This is a genomic window from Rhodoplanes roseus, from assembly GCF_003258865.1.
In the GTDB taxonomy this organism is placed as follows: Bacteria; Pseudomonadota; Alphaproteobacteria; order Rhizobiales; family Xanthobacteraceae; genus Rhodoplanes; species Rhodoplanes roseus.
Genome location: NZ_NPEX01000171.1, coordinates 1 through 12,953, shown reverse-complemented (window position 1 = coordinate 12,953; position 12,953 = coordinate 1). Strand labels below are relative to the sequence as shown.

At 70.9% G+C, this 12,953-nt stretch carries 17 protein-coding genes; 6 read left to right on the top strand and 11 right to left on the bottom strand.

Translation table 11 applies throughout. The features are described 5' to 3' along the window. Nucleotides 1–168 precede the first annotated feature (168 nt). From rimM to CH341_RS20750, 5 genes are all read right to left on the bottom strand, one after another. Nucleotides 169–729, bottom strand: a complete 561-nt coding sequence (gene rimM / locus CH341_RS20770; protein WP_245431166.1) for a ribosome maturation factor RimM — start codon at nucleotides 727–729, stop codon at nucleotides 169–171. Beyond that, complete coding sequence (locus CH341_RS20765) at nucleotides 726–1,439, bottom strand: SIMPL domain-containing protein (RefSeq protein ID WP_111420889.1); 714 nt, start codon at nucleotides 1,437–1,439, stop codon at nucleotides 726–728. The genes rimM and CH341_RS20765 overlap by 4 nt, the downstream gene beginning before the upstream one ends. 25 nt (nucleotides 1,440–1,464) lie before the next feature. Further along, on the bottom strand, nucleotides 1,465–1,863 hold the full coding sequence (rpsP, locus tag CH341_RS20760) for a 30S ribosomal protein S16 (protein WP_111420888.1): 399 nt from the start codon (nucleotides 1,861–1,863) through the stop codon (nucleotides 1,465–1,467). Between the two features lie 179 nt (nucleotides 1,864–2,042). Continuing rightward, on the bottom strand, nucleotides 2,043–3,758 hold the full coding sequence (gene ffh, locus CH341_RS20755) for a signal recognition particle protein (protein WP_111420887.1): 1,716 nt from the start codon (nucleotides 3,756–3,758) through the stop codon (nucleotides 2,043–2,045). A 306-nt stretch (nucleotides 3,759–4,064) separates the two neighbouring features. Beyond that, nucleotides 4,065–4,325 (bottom strand): hypothetical protein, encoded by a 261-nt coding sequence (locus CH341_RS20750; protein ID WP_111420886.1) that lies wholly within the window; start codon nucleotides 4,323–4,325, stop codon nucleotides 4,065–4,067. Between the two features lie 151 nt (nucleotides 4,326–4,476). Between CH341_RS20750 and CH341_RS20745 the strand changes: the two genes are divergently transcribed. Further along, entirely contained in the window at nucleotides 4,477–5,541 is a 1,065-nt protein-coding gene (locus CH341_RS20745) for an MBL fold metallo-hydrolase (protein ID WP_111420885.1), read from the top strand. Nucleotides 5,542–5,686: 145 nt separating this feature from the next. Here CH341_RS20745 and CH341_RS20740 read toward each other — a convergent pair whose 3' ends face one another. After that, nucleotides 5,687–6,463: a GyrI-like domain-containing protein gene (locus CH341_RS20740; RefSeq protein WP_111420884.1), complete on the bottom strand. Its 777-nt coding sequence runs from the start codon at nucleotides 6,461–6,463 to the stop codon at nucleotides 5,687–5,689. Between the two features lie 180 nt (nucleotides 6,464–6,643). Between CH341_RS20740 and dapF the strand changes: the two genes are divergently transcribed. From dapF to CH341_RS20720, 4 genes are read left to right on the top strand one after another with little or no spacing between them, the layout of a single operon-like run. Beyond that, nucleotides 6,644–7,522: a diaminopimelate epimerase gene (dapF, locus tag CH341_RS20735; protein WP_111420883.1), complete on the top strand. Its 879-nt coding sequence runs from the start codon at nucleotides 6,644–6,646 to the stop codon at nucleotides 7,520–7,522. Continuing rightward, the gene (gene mtaB / locus CH341_RS20730) at nucleotides 7,519–8,781 is read left to right on the top strand and encodes a tRNA (N(6)-L-threonylcarbamoyladenosine(37)-C(2))-methylthiotransferase MtaB (protein WP_111420882.1); all 1,263 of its coding nucleotides are present in this window, start codon (nucleotides 7,519–7,521) and stop codon (nucleotides 8,779–8,781) included. Before dapF ends, mtaB begins: the two co-directional genes overlap by 4 nt. A 10-nt stretch (nucleotides 8,782–8,791) precedes the next feature. Then, nucleotides 8,792–9,157, top strand: a complete 366-nt coding sequence (locus CH341_RS20725; protein ID WP_111420881.1) for a lysozyme inhibitor LprI family protein — start codon at nucleotides 8,792–8,794, stop codon at nucleotides 9,155–9,157. Nucleotides 9,158–9,211: 54 nt separating this feature from the next. Continuing rightward, nucleotides 9,212–9,631 (top strand): MaoC family dehydratase, encoded by a 420-nt coding sequence (locus CH341_RS20720; protein WP_111420880.1) that lies wholly within the window; start codon nucleotides 9,212–9,214, stop codon nucleotides 9,629–9,631. Nucleotides 9,632–9,655: 24 nt separating this feature from the next. Here the strand turns inward: CH341_RS20720 and CH341_RS20715 are convergent, their stop codons facing one another. Genes CH341_RS20715 through CH341_RS20705 form a run of 3 tightly spaced genes read right to left on the bottom strand, consistent with a single transcriptional unit; the run spans nucleotide 9,656 to nucleotide 11,186 of the window. Then, the gene (locus CH341_RS20715) at nucleotides 9,656–10,075 is read right to left on the bottom strand and encodes an HVO_A0114 family putative DNA-binding protein (RefSeq protein WP_111420879.1); all 420 of its coding nucleotides are present in this window, start codon (nucleotides 10,073–10,075) and stop codon (nucleotides 9,656–9,658) included. After that, nucleotides 10,065–10,439: a toxin-antitoxin system TumE family protein gene (locus CH341_RS20710; protein ID WP_111420878.1), complete on the bottom strand. Its 375-nt coding sequence runs from the start codon at nucleotides 10,437–10,439 to the stop codon at nucleotides 10,065–10,067. Before CH341_RS20710 ends, CH341_RS20715 begins: the two co-directional genes overlap by 11 nt. A 36-nt stretch (nucleotides 10,440–10,475) precedes the next feature. Continuing rightward, a complete protein-coding gene (locus CH341_RS20705; protein ID WP_111420877.1) occupies nucleotides 10,476–11,186 on the bottom strand; it encodes an RluA family pseudouridine synthase in 711 nt (236 codons plus the stop codon). Nucleotides 11,187–11,213: 27 nt separating this feature from the next. Between CH341_RS20705 and ftsY the strand changes: the two genes are divergently transcribed. Next, nucleotides 11,214–12,170 (top strand): signal recognition particle-docking protein FtsY, encoded by a 957-nt coding sequence (ftsY, locus tag CH341_RS20700; protein ID WP_210208487.1) that lies wholly within the window; start codon nucleotides 11,214–11,216, stop codon nucleotides 12,168–12,170. A 146-nt stretch (nucleotides 12,171–12,316) separates the two neighbouring features. On the opposite strand, the gene gcvH is transcribed toward ftsY, so the two are convergent. Continuing rightward, nucleotides 12,317–12,682, bottom strand: coding sequence for a glycine cleavage system protein GcvH (gcvH, locus tag CH341_RS20695; RefSeq protein ID WP_111420875.1), 366 nt, complete (start codon nucleotides 12,680–12,682; stop codon nucleotides 12,317–12,319). An 18-nt stretch (nucleotides 12,683–12,700) separates the two neighbouring features. After that, a partial coding sequence (locus tag CH341_RS20690; RefSeq protein WP_281023411.1) for a glycine cleavage T C-terminal barrel domain-containing protein occupies nucleotides 12,701–12,953 on the bottom strand: 253 nt, incomplete at its 5' end.

Sequence of the window (12,953 nt, the reverse complement as noted above, 5' to 3'; positions counted from 1 at the left end):
ACACCTCAGGCTCCTTACCCGCCGCCTTGCGACCCCCGTCAATAAAGGCTGAATTTCGAGTCAGACACTCAGGATGAGGCGGTCGGAGTCCGGAGCGTACCGGTGACCGCGTCGCGGCGCGGCACCGGAACTCCCCTCACCCTTCGAGACGGCCGCGACGCGGCCTCCTCAGGGTGAGGGCGGAGAAAGGTCGCCCTCCTCGTCGTCGAAGAGGCCCGGCGGCGGGTCGACGACGAGACGGCGGCCCGGAATGTCGACCTCGGGCACGGCCGCCTTGGTGAAGGGCACCAGGAGCGTCTCGCCACGCGGCGGGGCGATCTCCAGGATGTCACCGGCACCGAAATTGTGCACCGCGATCACGGTGCCGAGGGGCGTCCCGGAGGTGTCGGCGGCGGCGACCCCGATCAGGTCGGCGTGGTAGAACTCGTCCTCGCCGGCCGGCCCGAGTTTTTCACGCGGGACGTAGAGCTCGAGATTGGTGAGCTTTTCGGCGGCGGTCCGGTCGTCGACGCCCTTCAGCCGCGCCACGAAGCAGTCCTTGGCGGGCCGCATCGAGGCGATCTCGAACAGCCGTCCGTCGGCGGCGGCGAGCGGGCCGTAGCGCTTCACCGCGGCGGGATCGCCCGTGAACGACCACAGCCGCACCTCGCCGCGGACGCCGTGCGGCGCGCCGATGCGGGCGACGCAGACGCGCTGGTCGGACGCTGCGATGGCCCGCTCCCGCGTCACTGGCGTGGCCCGATCCGCCACGTGATCGTGGCGGAGGCGTCGAAGGTCAGCACGGCCGGCGGCGTGATCTGGACCGAGCGCGGCGCCGGCAGGTCGGCTCGGCCGTCGACCGTGTCGCTCTCCCCGTCCGTGATGCCGACCACGCCGATCAGCCGCATGTCGGCGGCCGCGGCATAGACCTCGGCCTTGGCCCGGGCGTCCGCGACCGCCTTGCGGCGGGCCTCGTCGAGCGCCGCCGTCTTCTGCTCGACCCGGTAGCCGACCCGGCCGACCTCGAAGAGGCCGGACGCGGCGATCCGGCCGACCAGCGCATTGACGCGCTCGACCGGACGCAGATCGACCTCGAACGTGGTGACGGCCCGGAAGGCCGGCTGGTCCTGCCGGCGCCCGGCCTCCTGGGTCAGCCGGAAGCTCGACCGCCGGACCGTGACGCCGTCGGCCGCGAGCTTGTTCAGAACGTCGGAGGCGCGGGTGGTCCGCGCCTCGTGAGCATTGGCCGCCTTGTCGAGGGTGTCGCCGGGGGTCGCGACATCGACGGTGAGGACGGCATAGTCGGGCTTCGCCTCGTGCTGGCCGTTGCCGCGCACCGTCAGGGTCGGCTCGATGCCGGCCCGCCGCTCCTGGGCGGCGGCCGGCTGAGCGACCGACAGTGCGAGAGCGACGGCACAGACGAACGCCGCAGTCGAGCCGCGGGCCGATCCGTTGCGCATCGGTGATCCCCCGAACAGCCCCGGATCAGCCGGCCTTGGCGGCGGCGGCCTTGGCCTTGGCGGCAGCGGCGGCCTTCGACTTGGCCTCGGCGGCCTCCTTGGCCTTCTGCTCGGCGATCGCCTTGCGCTCCTTGCGCGGCAGCGCCCGCTCCGGATTGTTGCGCGCCTCGCGCTTCAGGACGCCGGCCTCGTCGAGGAAGCGCAGGATGCGGTCCGACGGAGCGGCGCCCTTGGCGATCCAGGCCTTGGCCTTCTCGAGGTCGAAGCTCAGCCGGTCGGCCTGGTCCTTCGGCAGCAGCGGGTTGAAGTAGCCGATGCGCTCGATGAAGCGGCCGTCGCGCGGGCTGCGCGAGTCGGCGACCACGATGTGATAGAACGGCCGCTTCTTGGTGCCGGCGCGCGCCATCCGAATTCGCAGAGACATTTCGTCGTCCTCTCTTCTCGATCGTTCTCAGCGCCCGGTCGGTCCGTTGCGCCAGGGGTTGAAACCTCGGAGCCCGTCATGGCCGGGCGTGACCCGGCCATCCATCCGATGGAAAAAGCTGGTGGTTCGATGGATGCGCAGGGCGGGCCCGCGCATGACGGCTCGGTTCGTCGTACGCCTCACTTCTTCTTTCCGAAGCCCGGGAAGCCGCGGAAGCCGCCGCCGAGACCGCCGAGCCCGGGCAGGCCCGGAAGCTTCGGCATGCCGCCCGGCAGGCCGGGCAACGGCGGCGCCGCAGCCGGCTTCGCGGCGGGCGCATCGCCCTTCCCCGCGTCCCCTTTGGCCGGGTCGCCCTTCGCCGCGTCGCCCTTTGCCGCGTCGCCCTTGGGCGCCGGCAGCTCGGGCATTCCGGGCGGGACACCGGGCAGTCCGGGAGGCGCGCCGGGGAAGCCCGGCAGCCCACCCGGCGGCAGGCCGCCCGGGGCGCCGCCGAGCACGCCCGGCATGCGATCGGCGAGCTTCTCCAGCTCGGCCTGGCTCGGCATGCCGCCGCCGAAGCCGAGCGCATTGGCGAGGCCGGCGAGCGGGCCACGCTTGCCCGAGCCCATCTGCTTCATCATGTCGGACATCTGCCGGTGCATCTTCAGCAGCCGGTTGATCTCCTCGACCTTGGTGCCGGAGCCGGCCGCGATGCGCTTCTTGCGGCTCGCCTTGAGCAGATCCGGCGTGCGGCGCTCCTTCGCCGTCATCGACTGGATGATGGCGATCTGGTGCTTGATGATGCTGTCGTCGACATTCGCGGCGGCGATCTGGTTCTTCATCCGGGCGATGCCGGGCAGCATGCCCATCATGCCGGAGAGCCCGCCCATCTTGAGCATCTGGTCGAGCTGCTCGCGCAGGTCGTTGAGGTCGAACTGACCCTTGCGCATCCGCTCGGCGGTGCGCCGCGCCTTCTCGGCGTCGATGGTCGCGGCCGCCTTCTCGACGAGCGAGACGATGTCGCCCATGCCGAGGATGCGGTCGGCGATGCGGTTGGGGTGGAACTCCTCCAGCGCGTCGAGCTTCTCGCCGACGCCCATCAGCTTGATCGGCTTGCCGGTGACGGCCCGCATCGAGAGGGCGGCGCCGCCGCGGCCGTCGCCGTCGACCCGGGTCAGCACGATGCCGGTGAGGCCGACCCGCTCGTTGAACGAGCGCGCCAGATTGACCGCGTCCTGGCCGGTGAGCGCGTCGGCGACCAGCAGCACCTCGTGCGGCCGCGCCGCCTGCTTCACCTCGGCGGCCTCGGCCATCATGGCCTCGTCCAGCGTGGTGCGGCCGGCGGTGTCGAGCACGACGACGTCGTAGCCGCCGAGCCGGCCGGCCTCGATGGCGCGACGCGCGATCTGCACCGGCGTCTGGCCGGCGACGATCGGCAGCGTCTCGACGCCGACCTGGGTGCCGAGCACCGCGAGCTGCTCCTGGGCGGCCGGGCGGCGGGTGTCGAGCGAGGCCATCAGGACCTTGCGCTTGCCCTGCTCGGTGAGGCGCTTGGCGATCTTGGCCGAGGTCGTCGTCTTGCCCGAGCCCTGCAGGCCGACCATCATGATCGGCACCGGCGCCGGCGCGTTGAGGTCGATCGGATCGGCGGTCGCGCCCAGCGTCTCGATGAGCTGGTCGTGCACGATCTTGACGACCATCTGGCCGGGCGTCACCGACTTGATGACCTCGATCCCGACCGCACGCTCCTTCAGCTTGTCGATGAAGCCGCGCACCACGTCGAGCGCGACATCGGCCTCGAGCAGCGCGCGACGGACCTCTCGCGCGGCCGCGTCGACGTCGCCCGCCGTCAGGGCGCCGCGCCGGGTCAGCCGGTCGAGGATGCCGGAAAGCTTGTCGGAAAGACCGTCGAACATGCGTCCGCCTGTTCCGGTTCGTCTCTCCCCGCCGGGAGAGGGACAAACAAACAAATGTGGCGCCCGAGGGCGCGAAGCGCTGTCGGGCGTTGGCCTCCGGTCTCCTGGACCGGTCGGTTTTGGTCGTCTCGGCTGGTGTCGAGAGCGCCGGACACTACTCCGGGGCGCGAGAGCAAGTCAAATCCGACGTTTTTAGGCCCTCGGACCATCCCGGGACGGAGGGAACCCTGCGACGACGCGACAGGAAACCCGGATCCCCGCGATCGCGGGAGTCCGGCTCCGGGCGGCGTACCGACCCTGCCCCCCCTACTCCATGGTCGATCCGGCCTCACCCAGCGGCGAGCCGCCGACCGGACGGGCCCCGACGCGTTCGATGATCGAGATGACGTCGCCGACCACCCCGGTCGGCACCTCGCGGGTCTCGTGCGCCTTGTTCTCCCGCGCCACGAACCGGCAGGCGGCGGCGAGGTCGGCCTCCGTGGCCCCGGTCGCAATGATCTCGGCGACGGTCGCGTCGTCGACCGGGTGAACGGCCGACACGATCTCGTCCCGCGTCAATTCGGACATAAGAACCTCCCGACACTCTGGCGCGGCACCCTGCCGCGTCTTGTTCCGGGCCGCGGATCGCCTACGTTCCGTCAGCCGATCCCGGCTCCGGTCCTTCCGCTCGCGGGGGTCGCCGGATTGTCGACGCGACCCCTTGAAGAGAGATAGGAACGTGCCGTCCAGCCGTCGAGGCCTGTTGCTCGGATTGTCCGGCCTGGTGGCCGCCACCGTCACGCTGATCGGAGCCCGGGCGCGGGCGGCCCGCTATTACGACGGCCCGGTCAGCGACCATTTCGACGGGACCTATTTCCGCGACCCGCACGGGGCGGCGCCCAAGAGCTTCACCGACCTGGCGCGCTGGTGGGCATCGCGCGGCGACAGCGCGGCATGGCCGGACTGGGCCCCGAGCCCGCATGTCGACCGGCCGCCGGAGCGCGTCACCGGCACGGCGCTGCGCATCTCCTATGTCGGCCATGCGAGCATCCTGCTGCAGACCGGCGGCCGCAACATCCTGATCGACCCGGTGTGGTCGGAGCGCGCCTCGCCGTTCGGCTTCGCCGGGCCCAAGCGGGTCAACGATCCGGGCATCCCGTTCGAGGCGTTGCCGACGATCGACACCGTGCTGGTCTCGCACGGCCATTACGACCATCTCGACCTCGACACCCTGTCGCGCCTCGTCGCGGCGCACCGGCCGCGCGTGATCACGCCGCTCGGCAACGACACCACGATGCGGGAGCACGATCCCGCCATCGCGGCCGAGGCGTTCGACTGGCACGACCGCGTCGAGATCGCCGAGGGCGTCGCGGTCACGCTGGTGCCACTGCGGCACTGGACGGCGCGCGGCCTGATGGACCGCAACAAGGCGCTGTGGGCCGGCTTCGTCATCGAGACGCCGGCCGGCCGCATCTATCACGTCAGCGATTCCGGCTACGGCGACGGCTTCCGGTTCCGCGAGGCGCGCGAGCGCTACGGGCCGTTCCGCCTCGCCGTCCTGCCGATCGGCGCCTACGAGCCGCGCTGGTTCATGAGCGACCAGCACATGAACCCGGCCGAGGCCGTGCAGGCCTTGCAGGACTGCGGCGCCGAGCTGGCGCTCGCCCATCACCACGGCACCTTCAAGCTGACCGACGAGGGGATCGACGCCCCGCCGCGGGATCTGCGCACCGCCTGCGCGGCGGCGGAGATTCCCGACGAGCGCTTCCGGGTGCTGAAGCCGGGCGAGGCGTGGGAGATTTAGGGGGCGACGCCCCGTCACTCCTCATGGTGAGGAGCGGACCGCAGGTCCGCGTCTCGCACCATGAGGCCCCCGCAGCAACGCCGCCTCGGGGGGCCACGTCCTTCGAGACGCCCGCTTCGCGGGCTCCTCGGGACGAGGATCGAGATCACCGCAGCGGGACGTAGACCTCGATCACCAGCTTGTCCTCGGGCGTGGTCAGCGGGTCCGTGACATAGACCTCGACGAACAGGTCCTGGGCGTCGAGGCCCTTGTCGTCGAGCTGGTTGGTGATCGCCTCGTAGGTCGCGTCCATCGAATCGTAGGACCCGCGGTGGACGTATTTGAGCGCCTTTCCGGCCGGCGACTGACCGACCGCGAGGTCGCCGGTCGGCGCCGGGCTCGGCGCCTGGGCGACCGGGAAGCCGGCCCGGAAGCTGAAGCCGTTGTCGTCGGTCGAGGTGTAGATGGTCATGGCCGGCCCGACCGGCGTGACGTTCTGCTTCTGCAGATAGGCCGTGACGGACTTGAGGGCCTCCTGGATGGCCTCGAAGGCGCGGTCCCAGGTCGCCTTGCCGGAGACGAAGACGATCGTCTTGGCGGTCAGCGTCACGTCCTCGCCGAACGGCCCGTCGCCGGCCGGAGCGTCGGGGGCCTGCGCCGCCGGGGGCGGAGCCGCAGGAGCCTGAGCAGCCGGAGGCGTCGCCGGTGCCGGAGCCTGGGCGGCCGGCGGCGTCGCGGCGGGGGGCGAGGCCGCAGGCGGCGTCGCGGCGGGTGGCGTCACGGCCGGCGGCGTCGCGGGAGCCGGGGCCGCCGGCGGGTTGGTCGTCGCCGCGGGCGGGCTGGCGGTGCCCCCTGGGGCCTGAGCGAAGGCGAGACCGGACTGCCACAGCACGGCGGCCGCGGCGAAACCGGCGATGGTCGCCACCAAGCGGCTAGGTCGCATCGAATGCTCCTGTCGGTCCTGCTTTGTACAAGGGATAGAGCACGGACCCGATGAACGGAAGCCCAACGCACGGGGAGCCCGCCGGGTCCGACGGCGCCGGGCTCTCGCAGCCCTCGGCTGGTCAAAGGGGCCGGATCTCCCATATAAGGCGCAAACCACGACCAACCGGCCTTTCCCCCGATGAGCGCGCTCGCCGACCAGCCCTACGTGAAGATGAACGGCCTCGGCAACGAGATCGTGGTCGTCGACCTGCGCGACCGGCCGGACAAGCTGACGGCCGACGACGCGCGCGCCGCGGCGCGGCCCGAGGGCGCGCCGTTTGACCAGCTCATGGTGCTCTATCCGGCCCGTACGCCCGGCACCGACGCGTTCGTGCGCATCTACAACACCGATGGCTCCGAGGCCGGCGCCTGCGGCAACGGCATGCGCTGCGTCGCCGACATCGTGTTCGCCGACACCGGGAAGACGGCGCTGACCTTCGAGACCCGCGCCGGCCTGATCAACGCCTGGAAGGGCGCCGAGCCGCTGGTCTCGACGGTCGACATGGGCGCCCCAAAATTCGGCTGGCGCGACATCCCGCTGGCCGAGGAATTCCGCGACACCCGCGCCATCGAGCTGCAGATCGGCCCGATCGACGCGCCCATCCTGCATTCGCCCTCGGTCGCCAGCATGGGCAACCCGCACGCGGTGTTCTGGGTCGACGATCCCTGGGCCTACGACCTGGACAAGATCGGGCCGCTCCTGGAGAACCACCCGATTTTTCCCGATCGCGCCAATATCACGCTCGCTGCCGTCAGCGGGCCCGATCACCTGACGATGCGCACCTGGGAGCGCGGCGCCGGGCTGACCAAGGCCTGCGGCTCGGCCGCCTGCGCGGCCGCCGTCTCGGCCGCCCGCACCGGCCGCACCGGCCGGCACGTGCGCGTCACGCTGCCGGGCGGCGATCTGGTGATCGACTGGCGCGAGCGCGACGACCACGTGCTGATGACCGGCCCGGTGGAGTACGAGCGCGAGGGCCGGTTCGATCCGGCGCTGTTCGCCGGAGCCGCGGCGTCATGACCATCGACGTCGTCACGTTCGGGTGCCGGCTCAACGCCTTCGAGTCGGAGGCGATCCGCCGCCGCGCCGAGGCCGCCGGCCTCGCCGACACCGTGGTGGTGAACAGTTGCGCCGTCACGGGCGAAGCGGTGCGCCAGACCCGGCAGGCCATTCGAAAGCTCAAGCGCGAGCGCCCCGACGCCCGCGTCGTCGTCACCGGCTGCGCCGCCCAGACCGAGACCGAGACCTTCGTGGCCATGCCCGAGGTCGACCGCGTGCTCGGCAACACCGAGAAGCTCTCCGAGAGCGCCTGGGCCGAGACCCGCGCCGCATTCGCCCGCGCGCCCGCGCAGGGCGCCGCCAAGGCCGCCGTCGACGACATCATGGCGGTGACGAGCGGCACCGCCCCGCTGATCGACGGCATCGAGGGACGCGCCCGCGGCTTCGTCCAGGTGCAGAACGGCTGCGACCACCGCTGCACCTTCTGCATCATCCCGTTCGGCCGCGGCAACTCGCGCTCGGTGCCGGCCGAGGACGTGGTCGCGCAGGTGCGCCGGCTGGCGGAGAACGGCCACGCCGAGGTGGTGCTGACCGGTGTCGACATCACCAGCTACGGCGCCGATCTCGGAGAGAAGCTCCGGCTCGGCACGCTGGTGCGGCGCGTGCTCGCCGAGGTCCCGGAACTGCCGCGGCTGCGGCTCTCCTCGATCGACTCGGTGGAGGCCGACGACGACCTGCTGGCGGCGCTGGCGGAGGAGAGGCGGCTGATGCCGCATCTGCATCTCTCGCTGCAGGCCGGCGACGACATGATCCTGAAGCGCATGAAGCGCCGGCACTCGCGGCAGCACGCGATCGACTTCTGCGCCACGGTGCGGCGGCTGCGGCCCGACGTCGTGTTCGGCGCCGACATCATCGCCGGCTTCCCGACCGAGACCGAGGCGATGTTCGAGAACTCGCTCGACCTGGTCGACGCCTGCGGGCTCACTTATCTGCACGTCTTCCCGTTCTCGGCGCGGCCCGGAACGCCGGCCGCCCGCATGCCGCCGGTCGCCGGACCGGTGGTGAAGGAGCGCGCCATGCGGCTGCGCCAGCGCGGCGACGCGCTGCTTTTGCAGCATCTGGAGAACGAGATCGGCCATCGGCGCGCCGTGCTGGTCGAGACCGGCACGGCCGGCCGCACCGAGCAGTTCACGCCGGTCAAAATCTCCGGCGGCGCGCCCGGCCGCATTGTCGACGTGACCGTGACGGGCCACGATGGGCGGCGGCTTCTCGCCGCCTGAGGAGGCTTCTATGACACGTCGTCATGCCGGGATCGGCATCGCCGCGCTGGGCGCGGCCCTCGCGTTCGCCACGCCGTCCTTCGCCATCGATTATGCGCCGATCGACTGCGCCAAGGCCGAGACGCCGGCCGACCGTACCGTCTGCAGCACTTACACGCTCGGCCAGGACGAGGCCCGCATGGCGACGCTCTACGGCATCGCCACCGCGCTGGTCGCGATGGGCCAGCGCGGCGACATTCAGGACGCGCAGCGGGCCTTCATCCGCGAGCGCGAGGCCTGCGGCGCCGACACCGGCTGCCTGTCGCGCGTCTACGCGAACCGCATCCGCCAGCTCGACGGCGTGATCGCGACCATCGCGTCGCGCGGGCCGTTCTGATGATCGGGGTCGAGCGCGCCGCGGGGCGTGCCCTCAGTCGAGTGTAGCGATCGCATGCGTGTCGACCCGACGGAAAAGTTCTCGACCACGCTGCGGGTGGGCTTCGCCGAGGCGAGCGCCTTCGCGACCATGGCGGGCGACAAGAACCCGCTCCATCACGATGCCGCCTTCGCGGCCGCCACCCGCTACAAGACGCCGATCGTCTCGGGCCCGCAGATGGCGGCGCAGCTCATGGGTTTTCTGGCCAGCCACTACGCCGCAAAGGGCGCCGTGATCGGCCACGACATCTCGTTCCGTTTCCACGTGCCCATCCCCGTGGATCAGGAGATCACGCTGGAATGGGCGGTAGAAACCGTCACCAAGGCGCCGCATCTGAAGAGCGACGTCGTCGTCCTGCGCGGCCGCATTCTGATGGCCGACGGCAAGGTCGCCACCACGGCCAAGGCGCGGATTTTGGTGGGGGAGACGTTCTGACCTGATCGTCGGCCGGAGTCCGGCTCAGTCCCGCCGCTCCACCGAGACGCTGCTGTCCGGCCCGACCAGATCCAGCTCGAGCGTGACCCGACGCGCCGCGAGGCGTGGGACACGGGCACGCCCCGGACGATCTTCGAAATCCACGATGCCGGCACTGCGCAGCTTCTTCAGGGTCCGGGACAGATTGGATTCCTTGCGGTTCGCGAGTGTCGCCAGCTCGCGCAGCGACCCCGGCCGCCGTTCCGAGATGAGATGAAGCAGCGCGAGGTTCTCCTCGGACAGGAGCTTGACCATGGCCTCGGCCGAGGTCGTCGTGCCGAGCACGGTTTCGGCGGTCCGATCGCTGTCGAACCACCGCTTCGGTCCGGTCGCGGCAGTCGGCTCGGCGACCACGCGCTTGGTCCACCGCATGAACTCGCCGATCGACCCGGTCCTATAAGTCATTGGGGATCCCTCGCTCGGCCATCGCGCGCTTCACCTCGCGCCAGAAGTCGTCGAGCAGCGCGGCCGCGGTCGTGAACACGTAAGGACGCCCCGGATCGTCCGGGCTCCGGTGCCAGTGATCGAAAGCCTTTGCCCCCTTGACGAACCGTCCACCGGGCCGCGCGACCGCATGGGCATTGTCGAAACGGACGAACGGCTCGCCGTGCACCGGCCGGAACACCAGGACGTAGCTTATTCCGTGCGGACGTTCCGGCGCCGTGTCGGTCCGCTTGACCGTGAACTCCACGAGGTAACCTGCAGCAGCCTCGAAGCTGGCTCCATCCAGCGACAGCAGCATGTCGAGTTCGGTGGCCTCGTCGCTCATGAACTTATCACAAGAGGATATATTTCAGCAACGGCGTCACGGATCGTCCTCCCGCCATCCGCAGGCGGCCATCCGGGCCTGCAGGTGCTTCGGCACCGGGGCCGTGACCGTCACGGGCGGCTTGGATTTGGACAGCGGCACGACGATCTGGCGGGCGTGGAGGTGAAGGCCGGGGCCGCCGAAGCGCGGGGCGCGACCGTAGATATTGTCGCCCAGAATCGGAAAGCCCATGGCCGAGCAGTGGACCCGGAGCTGGTGGGTCCGCCCGGTGAGCGGCGACAACGCCAGCCAGGTCAGGGCCTCGCCGGGTTCCCCGGCCCCGCCGCTGCGGCCCAGCACCTGCCAGGTCGAGACCGAGGGCAGGCCGTTGGGGTCCGGCTGCATCCACCAGCCGCGGGTCTCGTCGAGCCGGCCGAGCGGGATCTCGATGGTGCCGGTGTCGGCCTCCGGACCGCCCTCGACCACGGCCCAATAGGTCTTCTTCACCTGGCCGTGCTTGAACAGCAGCCCGAGATGGGCGAGCGCCTTGCGGTGGCGCCCGAGCACCAGGCAGCCCGAGGTCTCGCGGTCGAGCCGGTGGGCGAGCGAGGGCGCGCGCGGCAGGCCGTAGCGCAGCGCCTCGAAGGATTCTTCCAGCGATTCTCCGCCCTTCGGCCCGCGATGCACGGGCAGGCCGGCCGGCTTGTCGATCACGATCATCAGCCCGTCCCGGTAGAGGACGCGCGCAAGCATCTCTTCCTGTGTCATGGCGAAAGCGCTATCACGGCAGCCGACATGACAGATAGCACCGACGACAACGACAGTGGCGCCAAGCCGAGCTGGTGGCGCCGGCTCTCCACCGGACTGAAGCGGACCTCGGCCTCGATCGGCGGGGCGATCGCGGATCTCGTCACCAAGCGCAAGCTCGACCACGGCGTCATCGAGGAGCTGGAGGAGGCGCTGATCCGCGCCGATCTCGGCGTCGAGACCGCCGTGTCGATCGCCGGCAAGGTCGGCGAGGGGCGCTACGACAAGCAGGTCTCGGCCGACGAGGTGAAGGCGATCCTGGCCGCCGAGGTCGAGAAGATTCTCGGCCCGGTGGCCCAGCCGCTGCTGATCGACGCCAGCCGCAAGCCGTTCGTCGTGCTGGTGGTCGGGGTCAACGGCTCGGGCAAGACGACGACCATCGGCAAGCTCGCGGCGCGGCTCGTCGCCGAGGGCCGCAAGGTGGTGCTGGCGGCGGGCGACACGTTCCGGGCCGCCGCCATCGAGCAGATCAAGATCTGGGGCACCCGCACCAAGAGCCCGGTGATCGCCGGGACCCAGGGGAGCGACGCCGCCGGCCTCGCCTACGAGGCGCTGGAGGCGGCGCGGGCGCAGAACGCCGACGTGCTGATCGTCGACACGGCCGGCCGGCTGCAGAACAAGACCGCGCTGATGGGCGAGCTCGAGAAGATCGTGCGGGTGATGCGCAAGGTCGACGCGACCGCGCCGCACGCCGTGCTGCTCGTCCTCGACGCGACGGTCGGCCAGAACGCCATCTCGCAGGTCGAGGTGTTCTCCAAGATCGCCGGCGTCACCGGCCTGGTGATGACCAAGCTGGACGGCACGGCGCGCGGCGGCATCCTGGTGGCGGTCGCGGCGAAGTTCGGCCTGCCCGTCCACTTCATCGGCGTCGGCGAAGGCGTCGACGACCTCGCCCCCTTCGCCGCCAAGGATTTTGCCAAAGCCGTGGCCGGCATCGAGGGGTAAGGGCGCTCTGGGTGCCGGTCATTCCGGGGCGCCGCGCAGCGGCGAACCCGGAATCCAGCGGCGGGCTCGGGGGTCGTGGCTGGATTCCGGGTCCGGCGCATTGCGCCGTCCCGGAATGACGGGCTTCGGAAATTCCACCTACTCCACTACCCGGCGATCAGCGCCTGGTAGCCGGCCTCGTCGAGCAGCGCGTCGAGCTGCGCCGGGTCGGCGAGCTTCATCTTGAACAGCCAGCCCTGGCCGGCCGGATCGGAATTGACCAGGCCCGGCTCGGCCGTCACCGCCTCGTTGACCTCGGTCACCTCGCCGGCCACCGGCGCGTAGATGTCGGAGGCGGCCTTGACCGACTCGACCACGGCCGCCGTGGCGCCCTGGTCGAAGCTGACGCCGACGCCCGGCAGGTCGACGAAGACGAGGTCGCCGAGCTGCTCCTGGGCGTGATCCGTGATGCCGACGACCGCGACGTCGCCGTCGAGCCGCAGCCACTCGTGGTCCTTGGTGAATTTCAGCATCGGGGGAGCTCCGGATTCTCAGGGTCGCTTGTAGCGGTTCGGCACGAACGGCATGGCCGCCACCCGCACGGGCAGGCGCTTGCCGCGCACGTCGGCGTAGAGGATGGTCTCGACCGCCGCGTCCGCGACCGGCACATAGCCCATCGCGACCGGCCCGCCAATGCTCGGACCGAAGCCGCCGGACGTCACCTCGCCGATCGCAGCGCCGCCCTGCGCGTCCCGGTAGAGCGCCGTGTGGCCGCGCACCGGCGCGCGCCCCTCGGGCGACAGG

Coding starts and splice junctions, on each gene's coding strand:
- CH341_RS20765 (WP_111420889.1), bottom strand. CDS start 1,439: ATGCGCAACGGATCGGCCCGCGGCTCGACTGCGGCGTTCGTCTGTGCC.
- rpsP (WP_111420888.1), bottom strand. CDS start 1,863: ATGTCTCTGCGAATTCGGATGGCGCGCGCCGGCACCAAGAAGCGGCCG.
- ffh (WP_111420887.1), bottom strand. CDS start 3,758: ATGTTCGACGGTCTTTCCGACAAGCTTTCCGGCATCCTCGACCGGCTG.
- CH341_RS20750 (WP_111420886.1), bottom strand. CDS start 4,325: ATGTCCGAATTGACGCGGGACGAGATCGTGTCGGCCGTTCACCCGGTC.
- CH341_RS20740 (WP_111420884.1), bottom strand. CDS start 6,463: ATGCGACCTAGCCGCTTGGTGGCGACCATCGCCGGTTTCGCCGCGGCC.
- dapF (WP_111420883.1), top strand. CDS start 6,644: ATGAGCGCGCTCGCCGACCAGCCCTACGTGAAGATGAACGGCCTCGGC.
- mtaB (WP_111420882.1), top strand. CDS start 7,519: ATGACCATCGACGTCGTCACGTTCGGGTGCCGGCTCAACGCCTTCGAG.
- CH341_RS20725 (WP_111420881.1), top strand. CDS start 8,792: ATGACACGTCGTCATGCCGGGATCGGCATCGCCGCGCTGGGCGCGGCC.
- CH341_RS20720 (WP_111420880.1), top strand. CDS start 9,212: ATGCGTGTCGACCCGACGGAAAAGTTCTCGACCACGCTGCGGGTGGGC.
- CH341_RS20715 (WP_111420879.1), bottom strand. CDS start 10,075: ATGACTTATAGGACCGGGTCGATCGGCGAGTTCATGCGGTGGACCAAG.
- CH341_RS20710 (WP_111420878.1), bottom strand. CDS start 10,439: ATGAGCGACGAGGCCACCGAACTCGACATGCTGCTGTCGCTGGATGGA.
- CH341_RS20705 (WP_111420877.1), bottom strand. CDS start 11,186: ATGACACAGGAAGAGATGCTTGCGCGCGTCCTCTACCGGGACGGGCTG.
- ftsY (WP_210208487.1), top strand. CDS start 11,214: ATGACAGATAGCACCGACGACAACGACAGTGGCGCCAAGCCGAGCTGG.
- gcvH (WP_111420875.1), bottom strand. CDS start 12,682: ATGCTGAAATTCACCAAGGACCACGAGTGGCTGCGGCTCGACGGCGAC.